Consider the following 15,118-nt stretch of genomic DNA (forward strand, 5'->3'; position numbering starts at 1 on the left):
CCACCATGCAAAACCGTCGCCGCTTCATCTCGCATTCCGCCGCCGTAGCCTCTGCCGTGGCTTCCACCGTGGCCTTTCCGCTCGTCGCCGGCGCGCAGCCGAAGACAGTCAAGGTCGGCGTGCTGCATCCGGTGACGGGTGCGCTGGCCTATTCGGGCCAGCAATGCCGGCTCGGTGCGCAACTCGCGATCGAAGACATCAACAAGGGCGGCGGCATCAAATCGCTCGGCGGTGCGCAGCTCGAAGCCTTGCTCGGGGATGCGCAGTCGCAGCCACAGGCCGGCGCGGCCGAGGTCGAGAAGATGAACGAGGCGGGTGTGTCGGCCATCGTCGGTGCCTTCGCGTCGGCCATCTGCCTTGCGACCACGCAAGCCGCGGCCAAGTACAACCTGCCGCACGTGGTAGACGTCGGCGTGGCCGACCAGATCGTCGAGCGCGGCTTGAAGAACACCTTTCGCTTCGGGCCCGGGTACAAGAAATCGACCGAGGTCGCGATGGCAAACCTGCTGGTGCTCAACCGCGCCGCCGGCAACCCCGCCAAGACGGTGATGATCATTCACGAGGAGTCGTTGTTCGGCTCCGGCACCGCCGCCTTGCTGGCGCGCGAGCTGCCGGGCTACGGCTTCGACGTCAAGGAAGTGGTGAAGCACGCCAATCCGACGCGCGACTTCAACAACATCGTGCTGCGCATGAAGTCGATCAACCCCGACATCGTGATCCCGGCCAACTACTACAACGAATATGCGCTGCTGGTGCGCACGATGCAGCAGCAGAAGGTAGCACCCAAGGCGATCTTCTCGGTGCTCGGCGGTGCGGCGTCGAGCTACAAGTTCGTGAAGGAATTTCCGGAAGCGGCCAACGGCATCATCGACTGCAATCATTGGTTCAACCCCAAGGACAAGCGCGCCCAAGAGCTGCGCAAAAGGGTTGAGGCCAAGGGCCAGTTCTTCAGCTACGAGGTCTTCATGACCTACACCGCGATGGGCCTGCTGGCCGATGCGCTGGAGCGCGCCAAATCGACCGATCGTGCTGCGCTCATCGATGCGCTCGCATCGAGCACCTTCTCCAACCATGTGATGCCGTACGGCCCGACGAAATTCGTCAACGGCCAGAACGAAGGCGCGCAGCCTTTGATGACGCAGGTGGTCAAGAACGACATCAAGGTCATCATTCCGCGCGACTACCGTGAGGTCGAGCCGGTATTTCCGCTGAAGGCCTGATCGCGTTCTTCACTTCAGCCGCATGTTCGATCCCGGGATTCTCTTTTCGTCGACGCTGAACGGCCTGACGACCGGTGCGGTGTACGCACTCATCGCACTCGGCCTGACGCTGATCTACGGCGTGCTGCACATCATCAACTTCGCCCACGGCGCCTGCCTGATGGTGGCGCTGTACGCGGTGTACTTCATGAAAGAGCGGCTGGGTGTCGATCCGTACGCGGCGCTGCCGATCGTGATGGCGGGCATGTTCGTCTTCGGGTACGGCCTGCAGCGCATCGTGATCAACCGGGCAGGGCACGGCAAGGACGAGAACATCCTGCTGGCGACGCTCGGCATCTCGATCGTGCTGGAGAACCTCGCGTTGCTGTTCTTCAAGTCGGACACGCGCAGCATCGACACGGCCTATTCGCTGAGCACGGTCGCTATCGGGCCGGCGATGATCGCGGTGCCCAAGCTGGTGGCCTTCGCGGGGGCGCTGGTGGCGTCGGCGTTGTTGTTCTGGGTGATCGGCCGTACCGACCTCGGCCGTGCCATCCGCGCCGTCGCCAAGGAGCAGGAGGGCGCCAAGCTCATGGGCATCGATGTCGAGCATGTCTACGCGATGAGCTTCGGCATCGGCCTGGCTTGTCTCGGCGCAGCAGCTTGCTTCCTGCTGCCGGCCTACTACGTGAACCCGCAGGTCGGCGGTGGCTTCGTGCTGGTGGCCTTCACCATCGTCGTGCTCGGCGGCATGGGCAGCTTCGTCGGGGCGCTGATCGGCGGCTTTCTGGTGGGTATCGTCGAGTCGCTCGGCGGTCTGTATCTGGGTGAATCGCTCGGGCAGATCGGCATCTTCGCGATCTTCATCGGCGTGGTGCTGTTCAGGCCGCAAGGCATGTTCGGGAGCAAAGCGTGAGCCGGTTCGCGGGGCAGGGGCAAGGCGCTCGGCAGCTGGCCGGCATCGCGCTGTTCGCGGTGGTGGTGGCCTGCCTGCCGCTGGTCACGAGCTCCGGTGCATCGCTCAACTTCGTGATGATGGCGCTCTATGCCACGCTGATCGCGCAGGCGTGGAACATCCTGGGCGGCTTCGGCGGACAGTTCTCCTTTGGGCATGCGCTGTTCTTTGGAACCGGTGCCTACATCCAGGCCATCGCCCAGCTGCAGGGCGGCATCAACCCGTGGCTCGCGCTGCCGCTCGCGGTGGCGGGCAGCGCGGCGGTCGGGCTGTTCGTCGGGGGCCTGAGCTTTCGCTACGGGCTCAAGGGCTCTTACTTCGCTCTGGTCACGCTGGCCTTTGCTGAAGTTTTCCGCATCGTCGCGCTCTCGGTGCCTTTCACCGGTGGCGGCGTCGGGCTCATGGTGCCGCTGCGCGAGTCCGTCGCCAACATGCAGTTCGCGACGCGCGCAGGCTCGCTGTGGCTGGTGCTCGGCTTCGTCGTCACGGCGTTGCTGGTGACCTGGTGGCTGCGCAACGGGCGCTTCGGCGCCTACCTGCAAGCGGTGCGAGACAACGAAGACGCAGCGCGTGCGGTCGGGGTCGACCCGTTCCGCGTCAAGCTCGCGGCCATCGGCATCTCGGGCGCGTTCATGGGTGCCGCCGGTGCGTTCTATGTGCAGGTGTTCCAGTACATCGACCCTGCGATCGCCTATGGCTCGGTCACCTCGGTGGAAGCGCTGGTCGCGGCCATCGTCGGCGGCATGGGCACGCTGTGGGGGCCGGTGCTCGGTGCGGTGGTGCTGCATGTGCTGGCCGACCTCACGCGCAACCTGTTCGGCGAACTGCCGGGCATCAACATGGTGATCTACGGCGTGGTGCTGGTGGCGATCGTGATCTTTCTGCCGCGCGGCATCGCGGGCATCGGGTTGTCGGTGCGGCAGCTCTGGGCAGGTAGCGGTGGCGGTGATTCGGGCGGTAAGTCGGGCGGCAAGTCGGGCGGCAAAGAGAGCGGCAAAGGGAGACGAAATGACTGAGCCGTTGCTCGCCATCGCCGGCCTGTCGCGATCCTTCGGTGGGCTGAAGGCGGTGCAGAACGTCAGCCTGTCGGTGCGCGAAGGCAGTCTCACTGCGCTGATCGGGCCGAATGGTGCCGGCAAGACCACGCTGTTCGCGCTGATGTCGGGCTTCCTCAAGCCGGACAGCGGCACGGTGCACTTCGCGGGCCAGGACATCACCGGCCGCGAACCGCACCGCAACGCACTGCTCGGCATGACGCGGACCTTCCAGATCGTGAAGCCTTTTGCCGCGCAGACCGTGCGCGAGAACATCGCGGTCGGCGTGCATCTGCACGAGCGCAGCCGCAGCGCGGCGTTGCATCGTGCAGAGCAGGTGGCGCGGCAGGTCGGTCTGGCGCCGCAGCTCGACAAGCCCGCGTCCGATCTCACGGTGGCCGGCCGCAAGCGGCTCGAACTGGCCCGCGCTCTCGCCACGCGACCCCGGCTGTTGCTGCTCGACGAAGTGCTCGCCAGCCTCAACCCGCAGGAGATCGCCGAGATGATGCCGGTGGTGCGCGGCATCGCCGACAGCGGCGTGACGGTGCTGATGATCGAGCACGTGATGCAGGCGGTGATGCACCTTGCCGAACACGTGTGGGTGCTGGCGCAAGGTCAGTTGATCGCCGAGGGCGATCCGTCGACGGTCACATCGGACGACAAGGTGGTCGAGGCCTACCTGGGGCATGGCACGGCAGCGCGCTTGCGCAAGGCGGCTGCAGCGGCCGCAGTGGCAACAACAACAGCATCGGGAGCAGCGACATGACAGCGCTGCTGGAGATCTCCGCACTGCGCGGCGGCTACGGTCGCGTCGAGGTGCTGCGCGGCGTCGACCTGCAAGTGAACGCCGGTGAGATGGTCGCGCTGCTCGGCAGCAACGGTGCCGGCAAGTCGACCCTCAACAAGGTGGTGTGCGGACTGGTGCCGGCCTGGAGCGGCAGCGTGCGCTTCGACGGTCACGACCTGAGCGGCGCGCACTACCGCGACGTGGTGAAGGCCGGCTTGATCCAGGTGCCCGAAGGCCGCAAGGTGTTCCCCAACCTCAGCGTGCTGGAGAACCTCGAACTCGGCTCGTTCACCCGCGCCCGCGAGCGCCGCGCCGCCAACCTCGAGAAGGTGTTCGGCATCTTTCCGCGGTTGAAGGAACGCATCAAGCAACACGCCGGCACCATGAGCGGCGGCGAGCAGCAGATGCTGGCGATCGGCCGCGGCCTCATGGCCGAACCGGTGCTGCTGATCCTCGACGAACCCTCGCTCGGCCTGTCGCCCTTGCTGGTCGAAGAGATGTTCGCGCTGATCCGCCGTCTGCGCGACGAAGGGCTGGCCGTGCTGCTGGTCGAGCAGAACGTGGGCCAGTCGCTGGAGATCGCCGACCGCGCCTATGTGCTGGAGAACGGCAGCGTGCGCTTCTCGGGGCTGCCGCAAGAGCTGCTCGGCAGCGACGAACTGCGCCGGGCCTATCTGGGCCTTTGAGAAAGAGACAACCCCATGAAACGTCGTGACCTGCTCTTGGCTTCTGCCGCGGTGGCGGCCGGCACAGCGCGCGCCCAGATCGGTGGCGCGCCCCTCCGCATCCTCGTCGGCGCCCCCGCAGGCGGCTCGACCGACACGCTCGCTCGCTCGCTGGCCGTCAGCATGGGACCGCTGCTGGGCCGCGTGGTGGTGGTCGAGAACAAGCCGGGCGCTGGCGGAAACATCGCAGCCGACGCGGTGGCCAAGTCGCCGCCCGATGGCAACACGCTGCTGATGAGCTTCACCAGTCACGCGATCAACGCGACGCTCTATCCGAGCCTGCCGTTCGACCCGGTCAAGGACTTCACGCCGCTCACCTGCGTCGCGACCTCGCCGTCGATCCTGGTCGCGCATCCGTCGGTGCCGGCCAAGGATGTGCGCGAATTGATCGCGCTGGCCAAGGCCAAGCCCGGCCAGCTCAACTTCGCGATCGGTGCGCTGGGCTCGTCGCTGCACATGGCGGGCGAGGCTTTCAAGATGCAGTCGGGCGTGTTCATCGTGAACATCCCGTACCGCGGCACCGCACCGGCCGTGCAAGACGTGCTGGCCGGCCAGGTGCAGCTGATGTTCGCCGCCATCGGCAACGTGCAGGCGCACATCAAGGCCGGCAAGCTGAAGGCGCTGGGCGTCACCAGCGCCAAGCGGCTGCCCGAGTTTCCCGACGTGCCCGCGATCGCCGAAGTGCTGCCGGGTTACGAGTCGAGTGCCTGGTTCGGCCTGTTCGGCCCCGGCCGCATGCCGCCCGAACTGGCAAGCCGTCTCGGCGATGCGGCGCGCAAGGCCATCGTCCAGCCCGAGATGCGCAAGCGCCTCGACACCGAAGGCGCGACAGCCGTCGGCAATTCGCCCGCGCAGTTTTCGGCCTTCGTCGACAGCGAGATCGCGCGCTGGGGCGAGGTCGTGAAGTTCTCCGGAGCCAAGCCCGAATGACGAGCATTGCCCCTACCGGCGGAAGCGCCACCCGTACGGCGGCCGGCCAGACGCTGGCCCAGAAACTGATCGCACACGCCTGCGGTCGCGAGCGCGTTGCGGTCGGCGAGATCGTCACCTGCAAGGTCGACATGGCGATGTTCCACGACTCGTCGGGCCCGCGCAGGTTGCAGCCGATGCTGGAAGAACTGGGTGCGCAGATATGGGACAAGTCGCGCGTCGTATTGGTGATGGACCACTACGTGCCCGAGCGCGACGACGACTCGCGCCGCATCGTGCGCATCGCGCGCGACTGGGCGCGTGAGCAAGCCCTGCCGCACGTCTACGACAGCATGGGCATCTGCCACGTGGTGGTGCCGCAGCACGGCCACATCCGTCCCGGCATGCTGTGCGTCGGCGGCGATTCGCACTCGCCGACCGGCGGTGCTTTCGGTGCCTACATGTTCGGTGTCGGCAGCACGGAGATGTTGGGCGTGGTGGTCATGGGCGAGATCTGGCTGCGCGTGCCCGAGACCATCCGCATGTGGTGGGACGGCGCGCTGCCGCGCGGCGTGACCGCCAAGGACATGATGCTGCACATGCTCGGCCGCTTCGGCATGAACGGCGGGCGCTACCAGGCGGTCGAGTTCGCCGGGCCGGCGGTCGCGGCGTTGTCGATGCAGGAGCGGATGACGCTTTCCAACATGAGCGCCGAGCTCGGTGCGCAGGCCGGCCTGATCGCACCCGATGCGACGACCGCGGCGTTTCTGGCAGAAGCCGGCGCACCGCCGGTCGACCCGACGCCGTGGTTCACCGACGCGGACGCGGTGCTCACCCAGCACCGCTTCGATGCCGCGACGCTCGAGCCGCATGTGGCCGCACCGCACAGCCCGGCCAACTCCCTGGGCGTGAGCCACTATGCGGGCACGCCGATCGACGTCGCCTACATCGGCGCCTGCACTGGCGCCAAGCTGGAAGACCTGCGTGCCGCGGCGGAGGTATTGCGCGGCCACAAGGTGGCCGCAGGCATTCGGCTGATCGTTGCGCCCGCCAGCCTTCGCGACCAGGAACTGGCGCGCGACGAAGGCGTGCTGCAGGCCTTGATGGACGCCGGCGCCGAATTGTTCCCCACCGCGTGCGGCGCCTGCGCCGGCTACGGCGATCCGATGGGCGACGACATCACGGTGATGTCGACCACCGCCCGCAACTTCAAGGGGCGCATGGGCTCGCCGAGTGCACGGGTCTACCTGGGTTCACCCTACACCGTGGCGGCTGCAGCCTTGCGGGGCCGCGTGACCGACCCGCGCGAGGTGCTGGCATGACCATGCAACCACCGCCCACACTTCACAAGGTCTGGCGCCTCGGCGCCGACATCGACACCGACCTGCTCGCACCCGGGCATGCGATGAAGCACGGCATCGACGTCATCGCGACCTACTGCCTCGAGACCGTGCGCCCCGAGTTCGCACGCGGAGTGCGGCCCGGCGACGTGATCGTGGCCGGACCCAACTTCGGCATCGGCTCCTCTCGTGAGCAAGCCGCCGCAGCGCTGGTGCACCTGGGCGTGGCCGCGGTGATCGCGCCTTCGTACAGCGGGCTGTATTTCCGCAACGCATTCAACGTCGGCCTGCTGCTGCTCACCTGCGCCGAAGCCGAGACGTTGAAGGATGGCGATCGCATCGCCCTCGATCTGATGGAACCCGCCGTGATCGACCCCGACGGCACGCGCCTCGCCTGCGAAGCCATCCCCGGCTTTCTGGTCGACATGGTGCGAGCCGGCGGCTTGATGAATCAGTTACGCCAGCGTGCTGGCAAGGAACCCCTCGATGCCTGACAACACAACCCTTGCGGCACCTGCCGTGCTCGACCCCGTCACGCTCGCCGTGCTGCGCGGCCGCCTTGAACAGGTGGCCGACGAGATGGACGCAACGCTGTATCGCAGCGCCTTCAATCCCATCATTGCCGAGGCGCACGACGCCTGCCACGGCCTCTACGATGCGACGACCGGCGACACGCTGGTGCAGGGCAAGTCGGGCTTGCCGGTGTTCGTCGGCGCGATGGCTTTCGCGGTGCGCGCTACCGCCAGCGCCGCCGAGCCACGTGGCGGCATGCAGGACGGCGACATCTGGATCAGCAACGATCCGTACGACGGCGGCACGCACGCCAACGACTTCAAGCTGGTGAAGCCCTTCTTTCGCGGCGGCAAGCTGTACTGCTACATGGCCTCGGCCGCGCATTGGCACGACGTCGGCGGCGCAGTGCCCGGCAACTACAACCCGGCCGCCACCGAATGCTGGCAGGAGGCGGTGCAGATCCCGCCGGTGCGCATCGTGCGCAACGGCGTGCTCGACCCCGACGTGCTCGCCATCCTGCGCGCCAACACGCGCCTGCCAGACAGCCTCTGGGGCGACCTGAACGGCCAGCTCGCCGCGCTGCAGCTCGGCACCCGTCGCCTCGACGGCCTGCTCGACGAGTACGGCGACGCCACCGTGCTGCAAGCCATGGGTGAGCTGCGCAGCCGCGCGCTCAAGCTGATGCGCTCGCACATCGCTTCATTGCCCGACGGCCGCTACAGCTTCGAGGACCTGCTCGACAACGACGGCATCGTGAACGAGCCGCTGACCATCGCGCTCGACATGACGGTGGCGGGCGACCGGCTCACGCTCGACTTCTCGCGCACCTCGCCGCAGTGCGCGGGGCCGGTCAACATTTCGCGCGCCACGTCGGTGGCGGCCTGCTACGTCGCGCTCAAGCACCTGTTCCCGGACGTGCCGGCCAACGCCGGCGTACTCGACGCGGTCGATTTCGTCATGCCCGACAAGCTGGTGATCACCTGCGAGCGGCCGCGTCCGGTCGGCGGCTACACCGAGACCATCCTGCGCATGATCGACGTCATCTTCAGCGCCGCCGCGCAAGCCGATCCGCACCGCGCGGTGGCGCATGCCTACGGCACCATCAACGCGCTGTCGATCGCGGGGCATCGCACCGATGCGGCACGCAAGGGTCAGCGCTGGGTGCTGTTCAGTTTCTTCGGCGGTGGTCATGGCGGCCACTCGGCAGGCGACGGTTTGTCGCACGCCAACGCGCCGATCTCCACCGCCACCATCCCGCCGTTGGAGATCCTCGAGGCCGCGTACCCGGTGCGTTTCACCGAATGGTCGCTGCGGCCGGACTCGGGCGGCGAAGGCCAATACCGCGGCGGACTGGGCGCGGTCTACGAGATCGAACTGCTCGAGAAAGATGCCGAGGTCTACCTGTTCGGCGAGCGCGGAAGCTCGCCGCCCAAGGGCATCGCCGGCGGCGGAAGCGGCGCGCTCAATGTGTTCCGCTACGAGAACGATGGCGAGTGGCAGACGCCGCCGATGGTGTCGAAGATGCACGGCATCCGGCTGGCGCAGGGCGAGCGCGTGCGGCTCGAGACACCGGGCGGCGGTGGCTGGGGTCCGTTCGCCGAACGCAGTGAAGAAGCGCAGAAGAACGACCACGCAATGGGCTATGTGAAATGACGGAAATCAACAACAAAGAGAGCACGTCCGGACTTGCATCGGGTCTGGCGTCCGGACTCGTGGTGGGCGTCGATGTCGGCGGCACCTTCACCGACCTCTTCGTGCTCGACGAAGCGAAGGGCACTGCGCGCATCGTCAAGGTGCCGTCGACCCGCGGCGAAGAAGCGCGCGGCTTCATGAACGGCGTGGCGCGCGTGGCCGATTCGGCTGCGGCCATCGCTACCATCGTGCACGGCACTACGGTAGGCACCAACGCGCTGCTGGAGCGCAAGGTGGCGCGCACCGGCATCATCACGACGCGTGGTTTTCGTGACGTTCTGGAGATGCGTCGGCGCGACCGGCCGCAAACCTGGGGACTGCGCGGCGCCTTCCTGCCGGTGGTGCCGCGCGACCTGCGGCTGGAGGTCGACGAGCGCGTGCTGGCCGACGGCACGCTGCACACGCCGGTCGATCTGGAGCAGGTGCGCCAGCAGACCCGTGCGCTGCTCGAAGCCGGTTGCGAAGCGGTCTGTGTCTTCTTCATCAACACCTACGCCAACCCGGTGAACGAGCAACAGGCGGTGGCCGCCGTGCGCGAACTTTGGCCGAACGCGCATGTCACATCGGCGCACGAAGTGTTGCCCGAGATCCGTGAGTTCGAGCGCTGCTCGACCGCCACGCTCAATGCGGCGCTGCAGCCGGTCGTGGGCAGCTACCTGGCGCGCCTCGAATCCGACCTGCGCGCGCAGGGTTTCGACGGCGAGTTGCTGGTGGTGCAAAGCAACGGCGGCGTCATGTCGCGCCAGACTGCCAGTGACCTGCCGGTGCGCACCGCGCTCTCCGGCCCGGCCGCAGGCGTCATCGCCTGCGCCGCCATCGCGCGCGCCGCCGGCTTTCCGGATGCGATTACCGGCGACATGGGCGGTACGTCGTTCGACGTGTCGCTGGTCGCCAACGGCGAAGCGGCGCTGGCCGCGCAGACCGCGATCGAGTTCGGCATGGTGATCCGCTCGCCGATGATCCAGATCGAGACCATCGGTGCCGGCGGTGGTTCGATCGCCTCGGTCGATGCGAGCGGCATGCTGCAGGTCGGGCCCGAGTCGGCCGGCAGCGTGCCCGGCCCTGCCTGCTACGGCCGCGGCAACATGCGCCCGACCGTCACCGATGCCAACGTGCTGCTCGGTCGCATCGCTGCCGATCGTCCACTCGGTGGTGGCTTGCTGGCAGCGCTCGATGCAGAGAAGTCGCGCGAAGCGATCGAGCTGCATGTGGCACAGCCGCTCGGGCTCGATGTGTATGCGGCGGCGGAAGCCATCCTCACGGTGGCCAACGCGCGCATGGCCGGCGCGATCCGGCTGGTGTCGATCGAGCGCGGGCACGATCCGCGCAAGTTCGCTTACATGCCCTTCGGCGGCGGCGGCGCGCTGCATGTGTGCGCCATGATGCGCGAGGTCGGTGTCTCGACCGGCATCGTGCCGCGCTATCCCGGCGTCACCTCGGCATTGGGCTGCGTGATCGCCGACATGCGGCACGACGCGGTGCAGACGATCAACCGGCCGCTCGCCGATGTCGACGTCGACGATCTGCGACAACGTGTCGCGACGCTCGCGGCATCGTGTCAGGCGCGGCTCGATTCATCGGGCGTCCGCTTCGATGCAGTGCGCGAAGTGGTGGCGCTCGACATGTTCTATGCGGGGCAGACCCACACCTTGCCCGTGACCTTGCCCGAAGGCAGCGGGGCGACGTTGACGCGCGAGTCGATTCGCAGCGCCTTCGAGGCCGCCTACGCCGTCGCCTTCGGTCGCGTGCTCGATGGCATTCCGATCCGCGTGATGAACCTGCGCTATGCGCGCATCGGCGTGCGACCCAAGTTCGACCTGGCGGTGCTGGCACCCGAAGGCGTGGGCAGCACCGCGCCGCTCGGAACGCAGCGCGTGTTTCATCAGGGCCGATGGCACGACGCGACACGCTATGCACGGCTGGACTTGCCGGTCGGCGCGCGCATCGACGGGCCGGCGATCCTGGAGCAGGCCGACACCACGGTGTGGCTCGAGCCTGGTTTTCATGCCGAGGTCGATGCCTTCGGCAACCTGCTGGTGCGGCTGTCGTGAGCACCGGCGCAACCCTCGTCGCGCTGAAGACCGCGCTGGTCATCATCGACCTGCAGAACGACTTCCTCGATGCGAAGGGCGCCTACGCACGCGGTGGTGACACCAACCCGCCGGCGTTGCTTTTGCCCGAGCGGGTCGCTGCAGTCGCACGCGCGCTGAAGGCTGCGGGAGGGCTCGTCGTCGCCAGCCAGTTCACGCTGTGGCCCGATGCGTCGGGTGCGCCGATGATCTCGCCGCACCTGATGGCGCTGCGCCCGTACCTGAAGCAGGGCGACTTCGCGGCCGGCAGCTGGGGCCAGGCCAATGTCGATGCGTTGGGCGGGCTGATCGATGTGACCGTGAGCAAGGTCGCCTACTCGGCCTTCTTCAACACGCAGCTCGACTGGGTGTTGCGGCGCGCCGGCATCGACACGGTGGCGGTGTGCGGCATCGTCACCAACGGCGGCGTGGCCAGCACGGTGCGCGACGCTCACATGCGCGACTACCGCACCCTGGTGCTGGGCGATGGCTGCGCCGCGTTCGGCGACGAGCGACATCAAATATCGCTGGCCGACATGCGCAACGTGGCGGAGGTCACTGACTGCAGGGCCTTCGTGGGCGCGTTGGCATGACCGCGACGGGATCGACCTCTGCCTTGAAGCGCGAGATACGCCGCGCCAGCCGAATCGATGCAGAGGTGCGAACCTCGGTCGCCATCGTCGGCGCCGGCGCATGCGGCCTCACCGCGGCGCTGATGCTGCACGACGTGGGCATCGACTGCGTGGTACTCGAACGCGACGCAGTGCCCAGCGGATCGACCGCGCTGTCGTCGGGATTCATCCCCGCGCCGGACACGCGCGCGCAACGGGCGCAGGGCATCGTCGACGACAGCGCCGATCGCTTTGCCGCCGACATCCAGGCCAAGGCGCATGGCGATGCGGCCCCTGCGCTGGTGCAGGCGTACGCGCAAGCGATCGGCCCGGCGCTCGACGCGTTGCAACAGCGGCACGGATTCGACTGGATCGTGCTCGATGGCTTTCTCTATCCCGGCCACAGCCGGCATCGCATGCACGCACTGCCGCAGAAGACCGGCGCGGCGTTGATGGCGCGGTTGCAGGCAGCGGTGGAAGCCGCGGGCATTCCGGTGCTGACGCAGGCGCTGGTCGACACGCTGTGGCTCGATACCGAAGACCGCGTCATCGGCGTCGGCTACCAGCGCCCCGATGGCCGTGAAGAACGACTGGCGTGCGATGTGCTGCTGCTGGCCTGCAACGGCTTCGGCGGCAATGCGGAGATGGTGAGCACGCTGCTGCCCGAGATGGCGGATGCGACCTTCGGTGGTCATGCCGGCAACGACGGCAGCGCCATCCTTTGGGGCGAAGCACTCGGGACGCGACTGCGCGATCTCGGCGGGTACCAGGGCCACGGCTCCTGGGTGACGCCGCAGGGGGCACTGATGACCTGGGCCGTGATGATGGAAGGCGGCATCCAGGTGAACCGCGAAGGCCGGCGTTTCCACGACGAAACGCGGGGCTATTCCGAGGCCGCGGTGCAGGTGCTGGCGCAGCCGGACGGCATCGCCTGGAACGTGTTCGACACGCCGCTGCTCGCGCTGGCGCGGGGCTTTCCGGACTTCTGCGAAGCGGAGTCAGTGGGTGCTTTGCGCCGCTGCGAATCCGTGGCGCAACTGGCCGCGTGCATCGGTTGCGACGAGATCGTTTTGCAAGCCACGCTCGATGTCATGGGCATGGGCTATGCGTCAGCGCAGCCCGACGGTCGCAGCTTTTCGCGCGTGCTCGCGGCGCCGTACTTCGCGGTGAAGGTCACGGGTGCGCTGTTCCATACGCAGGGCGGCCTCGATGTCGCACCCGACATGCGCGTGCTGCGCCAAGACGGCAGCGTGCTGCCCAACCTGCTGGCCGCCGGGGGGGCAGCGGGCGGTGTGTCGGGCAATGCGGTATGGGGCTATCTCTCCGGCAACGGCTTGCTGAGCGCGGTGGCGGGTGGCTACCTTGCCGCAGCGACTGCAGCGACTGCAGCGACTGCAGCCACGGCGGCCAAGCTCATCGGCAACCTGAAGGAATCGAATGGCGAATGAAACTTTGAAGACCCGGCTGGCGCGCAACGACATCGTGCTCGCGCCCGGCGTCTACGACGCCCTCAGCGCGCTGGTGGCGGAGCAGGCAGGTTTCGAGGCGCTGTATCTTTCGGGCGCCTCGATCGCCTACACGCGGCTCGGTCGCTCCGACATCGGCCTCACCACTTTCACCGAGGTCGAGGACACGCTTTCGCGCATCACCGAGCGGGTGCGACTGCCGGTCATCGTCGATGCCGACACCGGCTTCGGCAACGCGCTCAACACCCAGCGCACGGTGCGCGGCTTCGAGCGCGCGGGCGCCGCGATGGTCCAGATCGAAGACCAGACCTTTCCCAAGCGCTGCGGCCACCTCGACGGCAAGACCGTGGTGCCGGTGCGCGAGATGGTCGGCAAGCTGCAGGCCGCGCTCGACGCGCGCACTTCCGCCGACACGCTGATCCTCGCCCGCACCGATGCTGCGGCCGTCGAAGGACTGGACGCGGCGCTCGACCGCGCCGAAGCCTATCTGGCGACCGGCGTGGACGCGCTCTTCATCGAGGCGCTGCGCTCACCCGAGCAGATGGACGCGGCCTGCAGCCGCTTCGCGCATCGCGTGCCGCTGCTGGCGAACATGGTCGAAGGCGGCAAGACGCCGATTCACGACGCCGATGCATTGCAGGCGCACGGCTTTCGCATCGCGATCTTTCCGGGTGGCACCGCGCGCGCGGTCGTCCACACGCTGCAGGGCTACTACGGCAGCCTGCAGGCCCATCGCACCACGCAGCCGTGGCGCGATCGCATGCTGGATTTCGATGGACTGAACGAAGTCATCGGCACGCCGGAATTGATTCGGAACGGACAGAAATACGAATGACTTTCGACTGAGCGAGCCCGTCACTTGAACGCACGAATCAGCGCGTCGTACACCAGTCGCACCCGCGCCGGCACCGGCGAGCGCTGCGGGCGATAGACCTGGATCGGCCAGGGCTCGGGCGCGTCGGCTGCGAGCACGGCCACCAGCGCGCCGGACTGTAGCCACGGCTCGGCCAGTGGCCCGATGAGCTGGCCGAAGCCGACCCCCGCCAGCACGGCGGCGCATTCCGCGTCGATGTCATCGGTCAGGAACGCAGGCAACGACACGGTGACCAGTCGCTTCCTGCTGAAGGCCCATGGCCAGGGTCGACCCGAGCTGCGGTCGATCAGTGCGGTGAGCGGCAGCGCTGACAACGCAGCGAGGTCGTGTGGCGTGCCGACCTTTTCGATCAGCGACGGTGCGCCCACCACGTGCAGCGACATGCGCCCCACGCTGCGCGCGACGAAGCGGGCGTCGCGCATCGGGCCCGCGCGCACGCCGATGTCGATCTGCTGATCGACCACGTCGGCATGTTGCTCGGAAAGGCGCAGGTCGAGCACCAGTCCCGGATAGCTCGCCAGCAACGGCGCCAGCGCCTGCGGAATGAGCCGTGCGTACACATGCGGCGCGGTGACGCGGACCGTGCCCGCATGCTGCGACAGCGCGCGCCGGTCGGTGCGGTGGAACAGCTCGTCGACACCGCCGACCGCCGTGCGCGCACGTTCTGCAAGCTGGCTACCGAACTCGGTGAGCCGCACGCCGCGCGTGCTGCGGTGAAACAGCGGCTCGCCCAGGTCTTCTTCCAGCTCGCGCACCGCGCGGGTCACGACTTGAGGCGACACCGACAGGCGCACGGCTGCTTCACGGAAGTTGGCGGCATCGGCGGCGGTGCAGAACACGCGCAGGGTTTCGAGGCGATTGGACATGCAGCGAGTATTCCCGATCTTGGAATTCTGAAGTCGACAACGCTTCATTTACGGGAACACCGCGATTTTCGACACTGG

Annotated in this window: 14 protein-coding genes; 13 read left to right on the forward strand and 1 reads right to left on the reverse strand. The window is 67.6% G+C overall.

The features are described from left to right. Positions 1–5 precede the first annotated feature (5 nt). Genes H7F36_RS08600 through H7F36_RS08660 form a run of 13 tightly spaced genes read left to right on the forward strand, consistent with a single transcriptional unit; the run spans position 6 to position 14,135 of the window. Positions 6–1,220, forward strand: a complete 1,215-nt coding sequence (locus tag H7F36_RS08600; protein WP_187054277.1) for an ABC transporter substrate-binding protein — start codon at positions 6–8, stop codon at positions 1,218–1,220. A gap of 22 nt (positions 1,221–1,242) precedes the next feature. After that, a complete protein-coding gene (locus H7F36_RS08605) occupies positions 1,243–2,115 on the forward strand; it encodes a branched-chain amino acid ABC transporter permease (RefSeq protein WP_187054278.1) in 873 nt (290 codons plus the stop codon). Next, complete coding sequence (locus H7F36_RS08610) at positions 2,112–3,170, forward strand: branched-chain amino acid ABC transporter permease (protein ID WP_187054279.1); 1,059 nt, start codon at positions 2,112–2,114, stop codon at positions 3,168–3,170. The genes H7F36_RS08605 and H7F36_RS08610 overlap by 4 nt, the downstream gene beginning before the upstream one ends. Further along, positions 3,163–3,954 (forward strand): ABC transporter ATP-binding protein, encoded by a 792-nt coding sequence (locus H7F36_RS08615; RefSeq protein ID WP_187054280.1) that lies wholly within the window; start codon positions 3,163–3,165, stop codon positions 3,952–3,954. Before H7F36_RS08610 ends, H7F36_RS08615 begins: the two co-directional genes overlap by 8 nt. Further along, complete coding sequence (locus H7F36_RS08620) at positions 3,951–4,661, forward strand: ABC transporter ATP-binding protein (RefSeq protein ID WP_187054281.1); 711 nt, start codon at positions 3,951–3,953, stop codon at positions 4,659–4,661. Before H7F36_RS08615 ends, H7F36_RS08620 begins: the two co-directional genes overlap by 4 nt. Before the next feature lie 15 nt (positions 4,662–4,676). Then, a complete protein-coding gene (locus tag H7F36_RS08625) occupies positions 4,677–5,630 on the forward strand; it encodes a tripartite tricarboxylate transporter substrate binding protein (RefSeq protein WP_187054282.1) in 954 nt (317 codons plus the stop codon). After that, complete coding sequence (locus H7F36_RS08630) at positions 5,627–6,931, forward strand: 3-isopropylmalate dehydratase large subunit (RefSeq protein WP_187054283.1); 1,305 nt, start codon at positions 5,627–5,629, stop codon at positions 6,929–6,931. Before H7F36_RS08625 ends, H7F36_RS08630 begins: the two co-directional genes overlap by 4 nt. A gap of 2 nt (positions 6,932–6,933) precedes the next feature. Next, positions 6,934–7,443, forward strand: a complete 510-nt coding sequence (locus H7F36_RS08635; protein WP_410003083.1) for a 3-isopropylmalate dehydratase — start codon at positions 6,934–6,936, stop codon at positions 7,441–7,443. Continuing rightward, positions 7,436–9,115 carry a hydantoinase B/oxoprolinase family protein gene (locus H7F36_RS08640; protein WP_187054285.1) on the forward strand — a complete coding sequence of 560 codons (1,680 nt, stop codon included), beginning with the start codon at positions 7,436–7,438 and terminating at the stop codon, positions 9,113–9,115. Before H7F36_RS08635 ends, H7F36_RS08640 begins: the two co-directional genes overlap by 8 nt. After that, positions 9,112–11,205, forward strand: coding sequence for a hydantoinase/oxoprolinase family protein (locus H7F36_RS08645; protein WP_187054286.1), 2,094 nt, complete (start codon positions 9,112–9,114; stop codon positions 11,203–11,205). Before H7F36_RS08640 ends, H7F36_RS08645 begins: the two co-directional genes overlap by 4 nt. After that, entirely contained in the window at positions 11,202–11,816 is a 615-nt protein-coding gene (locus H7F36_RS08650) for a cysteine hydrolase family protein (protein WP_187054287.1), read from the forward strand. Before H7F36_RS08645 ends, H7F36_RS08650 begins: the two co-directional genes overlap by 4 nt. Next, positions 11,813–13,282 (forward strand): FAD-dependent oxidoreductase, encoded by a 1,470-nt coding sequence (locus H7F36_RS08655; protein WP_187054288.1) that lies wholly within the window; start codon positions 11,813–11,815, stop codon positions 13,280–13,282. The genes H7F36_RS08650 and H7F36_RS08655 overlap by 4 nt, the downstream gene beginning before the upstream one ends. Beyond that, positions 13,272–14,135, forward strand: coding sequence for an oxaloacetate decarboxylase (locus H7F36_RS08660; protein ID WP_187054289.1), 864 nt, complete (start codon positions 13,272–13,274; stop codon positions 14,133–14,135). Before H7F36_RS08655 ends, H7F36_RS08660 begins: the two co-directional genes overlap by 11 nt. 20 nt (positions 14,136–14,155) lie before the next feature. Here H7F36_RS08660 and H7F36_RS08665 read toward each other — a convergent pair whose 3' ends face one another. After that, a complete protein-coding gene (locus tag H7F36_RS08665) occupies positions 14,156–15,040 on the reverse strand; it encodes a LysR family transcriptional regulator (RefSeq protein WP_187054290.1) in 885 nt (294 codons plus the stop codon). Between the last annotated feature and the right edge of the window lie 78 nt (positions 15,041–15,118).

It is taken from the genome of Variovorax sp. PAMC28562, assembly GCF_014303735.1.
Taxonomy (GTDB): Bacteria; Pseudomonadota; Gammaproteobacteria; order Burkholderiales; family Burkholderiaceae_C; genus Variovorax.

Bases quoted from the DNA above. Each gene is read 5' to 3' on its own strand.
- H7F36_RS08655 (WP_187054288.1), top strand. From the start codon at position 11,813: ATGACCGCGACGGGATCGACCTCTGCCTTGAAGCGCGAGATACGCCGC.
- H7F36_RS08620 (WP_187054281.1), top strand. From the start codon at position 3,951: ATGACAGCGCTGCTGGAGATCTCCGCACTGCGCGGCGGCTACGGTCGC.
- H7F36_RS08605 (WP_187054278.1), top strand. From the start codon at position 1,243: ATGTTCGATCCCGGGATTCTCTTTTCGTCGACGCTGAACGGCCTGACG.
- H7F36_RS08665 (WP_187054290.1), bottom strand. From the start codon at position 15,040: ATGTCCAATCGCCTCGAAACCCTGCGCGTGTTCTGCACCGCCGCCGAT.
- H7F36_RS08630 (WP_187054283.1), top strand. From the start codon at position 5,627: ATGACGAGCATTGCCCCTACCGGCGGAAGCGCCACCCGTACGGCGGCC.
- H7F36_RS08615 (WP_187054280.1), top strand. From the start codon at position 3,163: ATGACTGAGCCGTTGCTCGCCATCGCCGGCCTGTCGCGATCCTTCGGT.
- H7F36_RS08640 (WP_187054285.1), top strand. From the start codon at position 7,436: ATGCCTGACAACACAACCCTTGCGGCACCTGCCGTGCTCGACCCCGTC.
- H7F36_RS08635 (WP_410003083.1), top strand. From the start codon at position 6,934: ATGCAACCACCGCCCACACTTCACAAGGTCTGGCGCCTCGGCGCCGAC.
- H7F36_RS08660 (WP_187054289.1), top strand. From the start codon at position 13,272: ATGGCGAATGAAACTTTGAAGACCCGGCTGGCGCGCAACGACATCGTG.
- H7F36_RS08645 (WP_187054286.1), top strand. From the start codon at position 9,112: ATGACGGAAATCAACAACAAAGAGAGCACGTCCGGACTTGCATCGGGT.
- H7F36_RS08600 (WP_187054277.1), top strand. From the start codon at position 6: ATGCAAAACCGTCGCCGCTTCATCTCGCATTCCGCCGCCGTAGCCTCT.
- H7F36_RS08625 (WP_187054282.1), top strand. From the start codon at position 4,677: ATGAAACGTCGTGACCTGCTCTTGGCTTCTGCCGCGGTGGCGGCCGGC.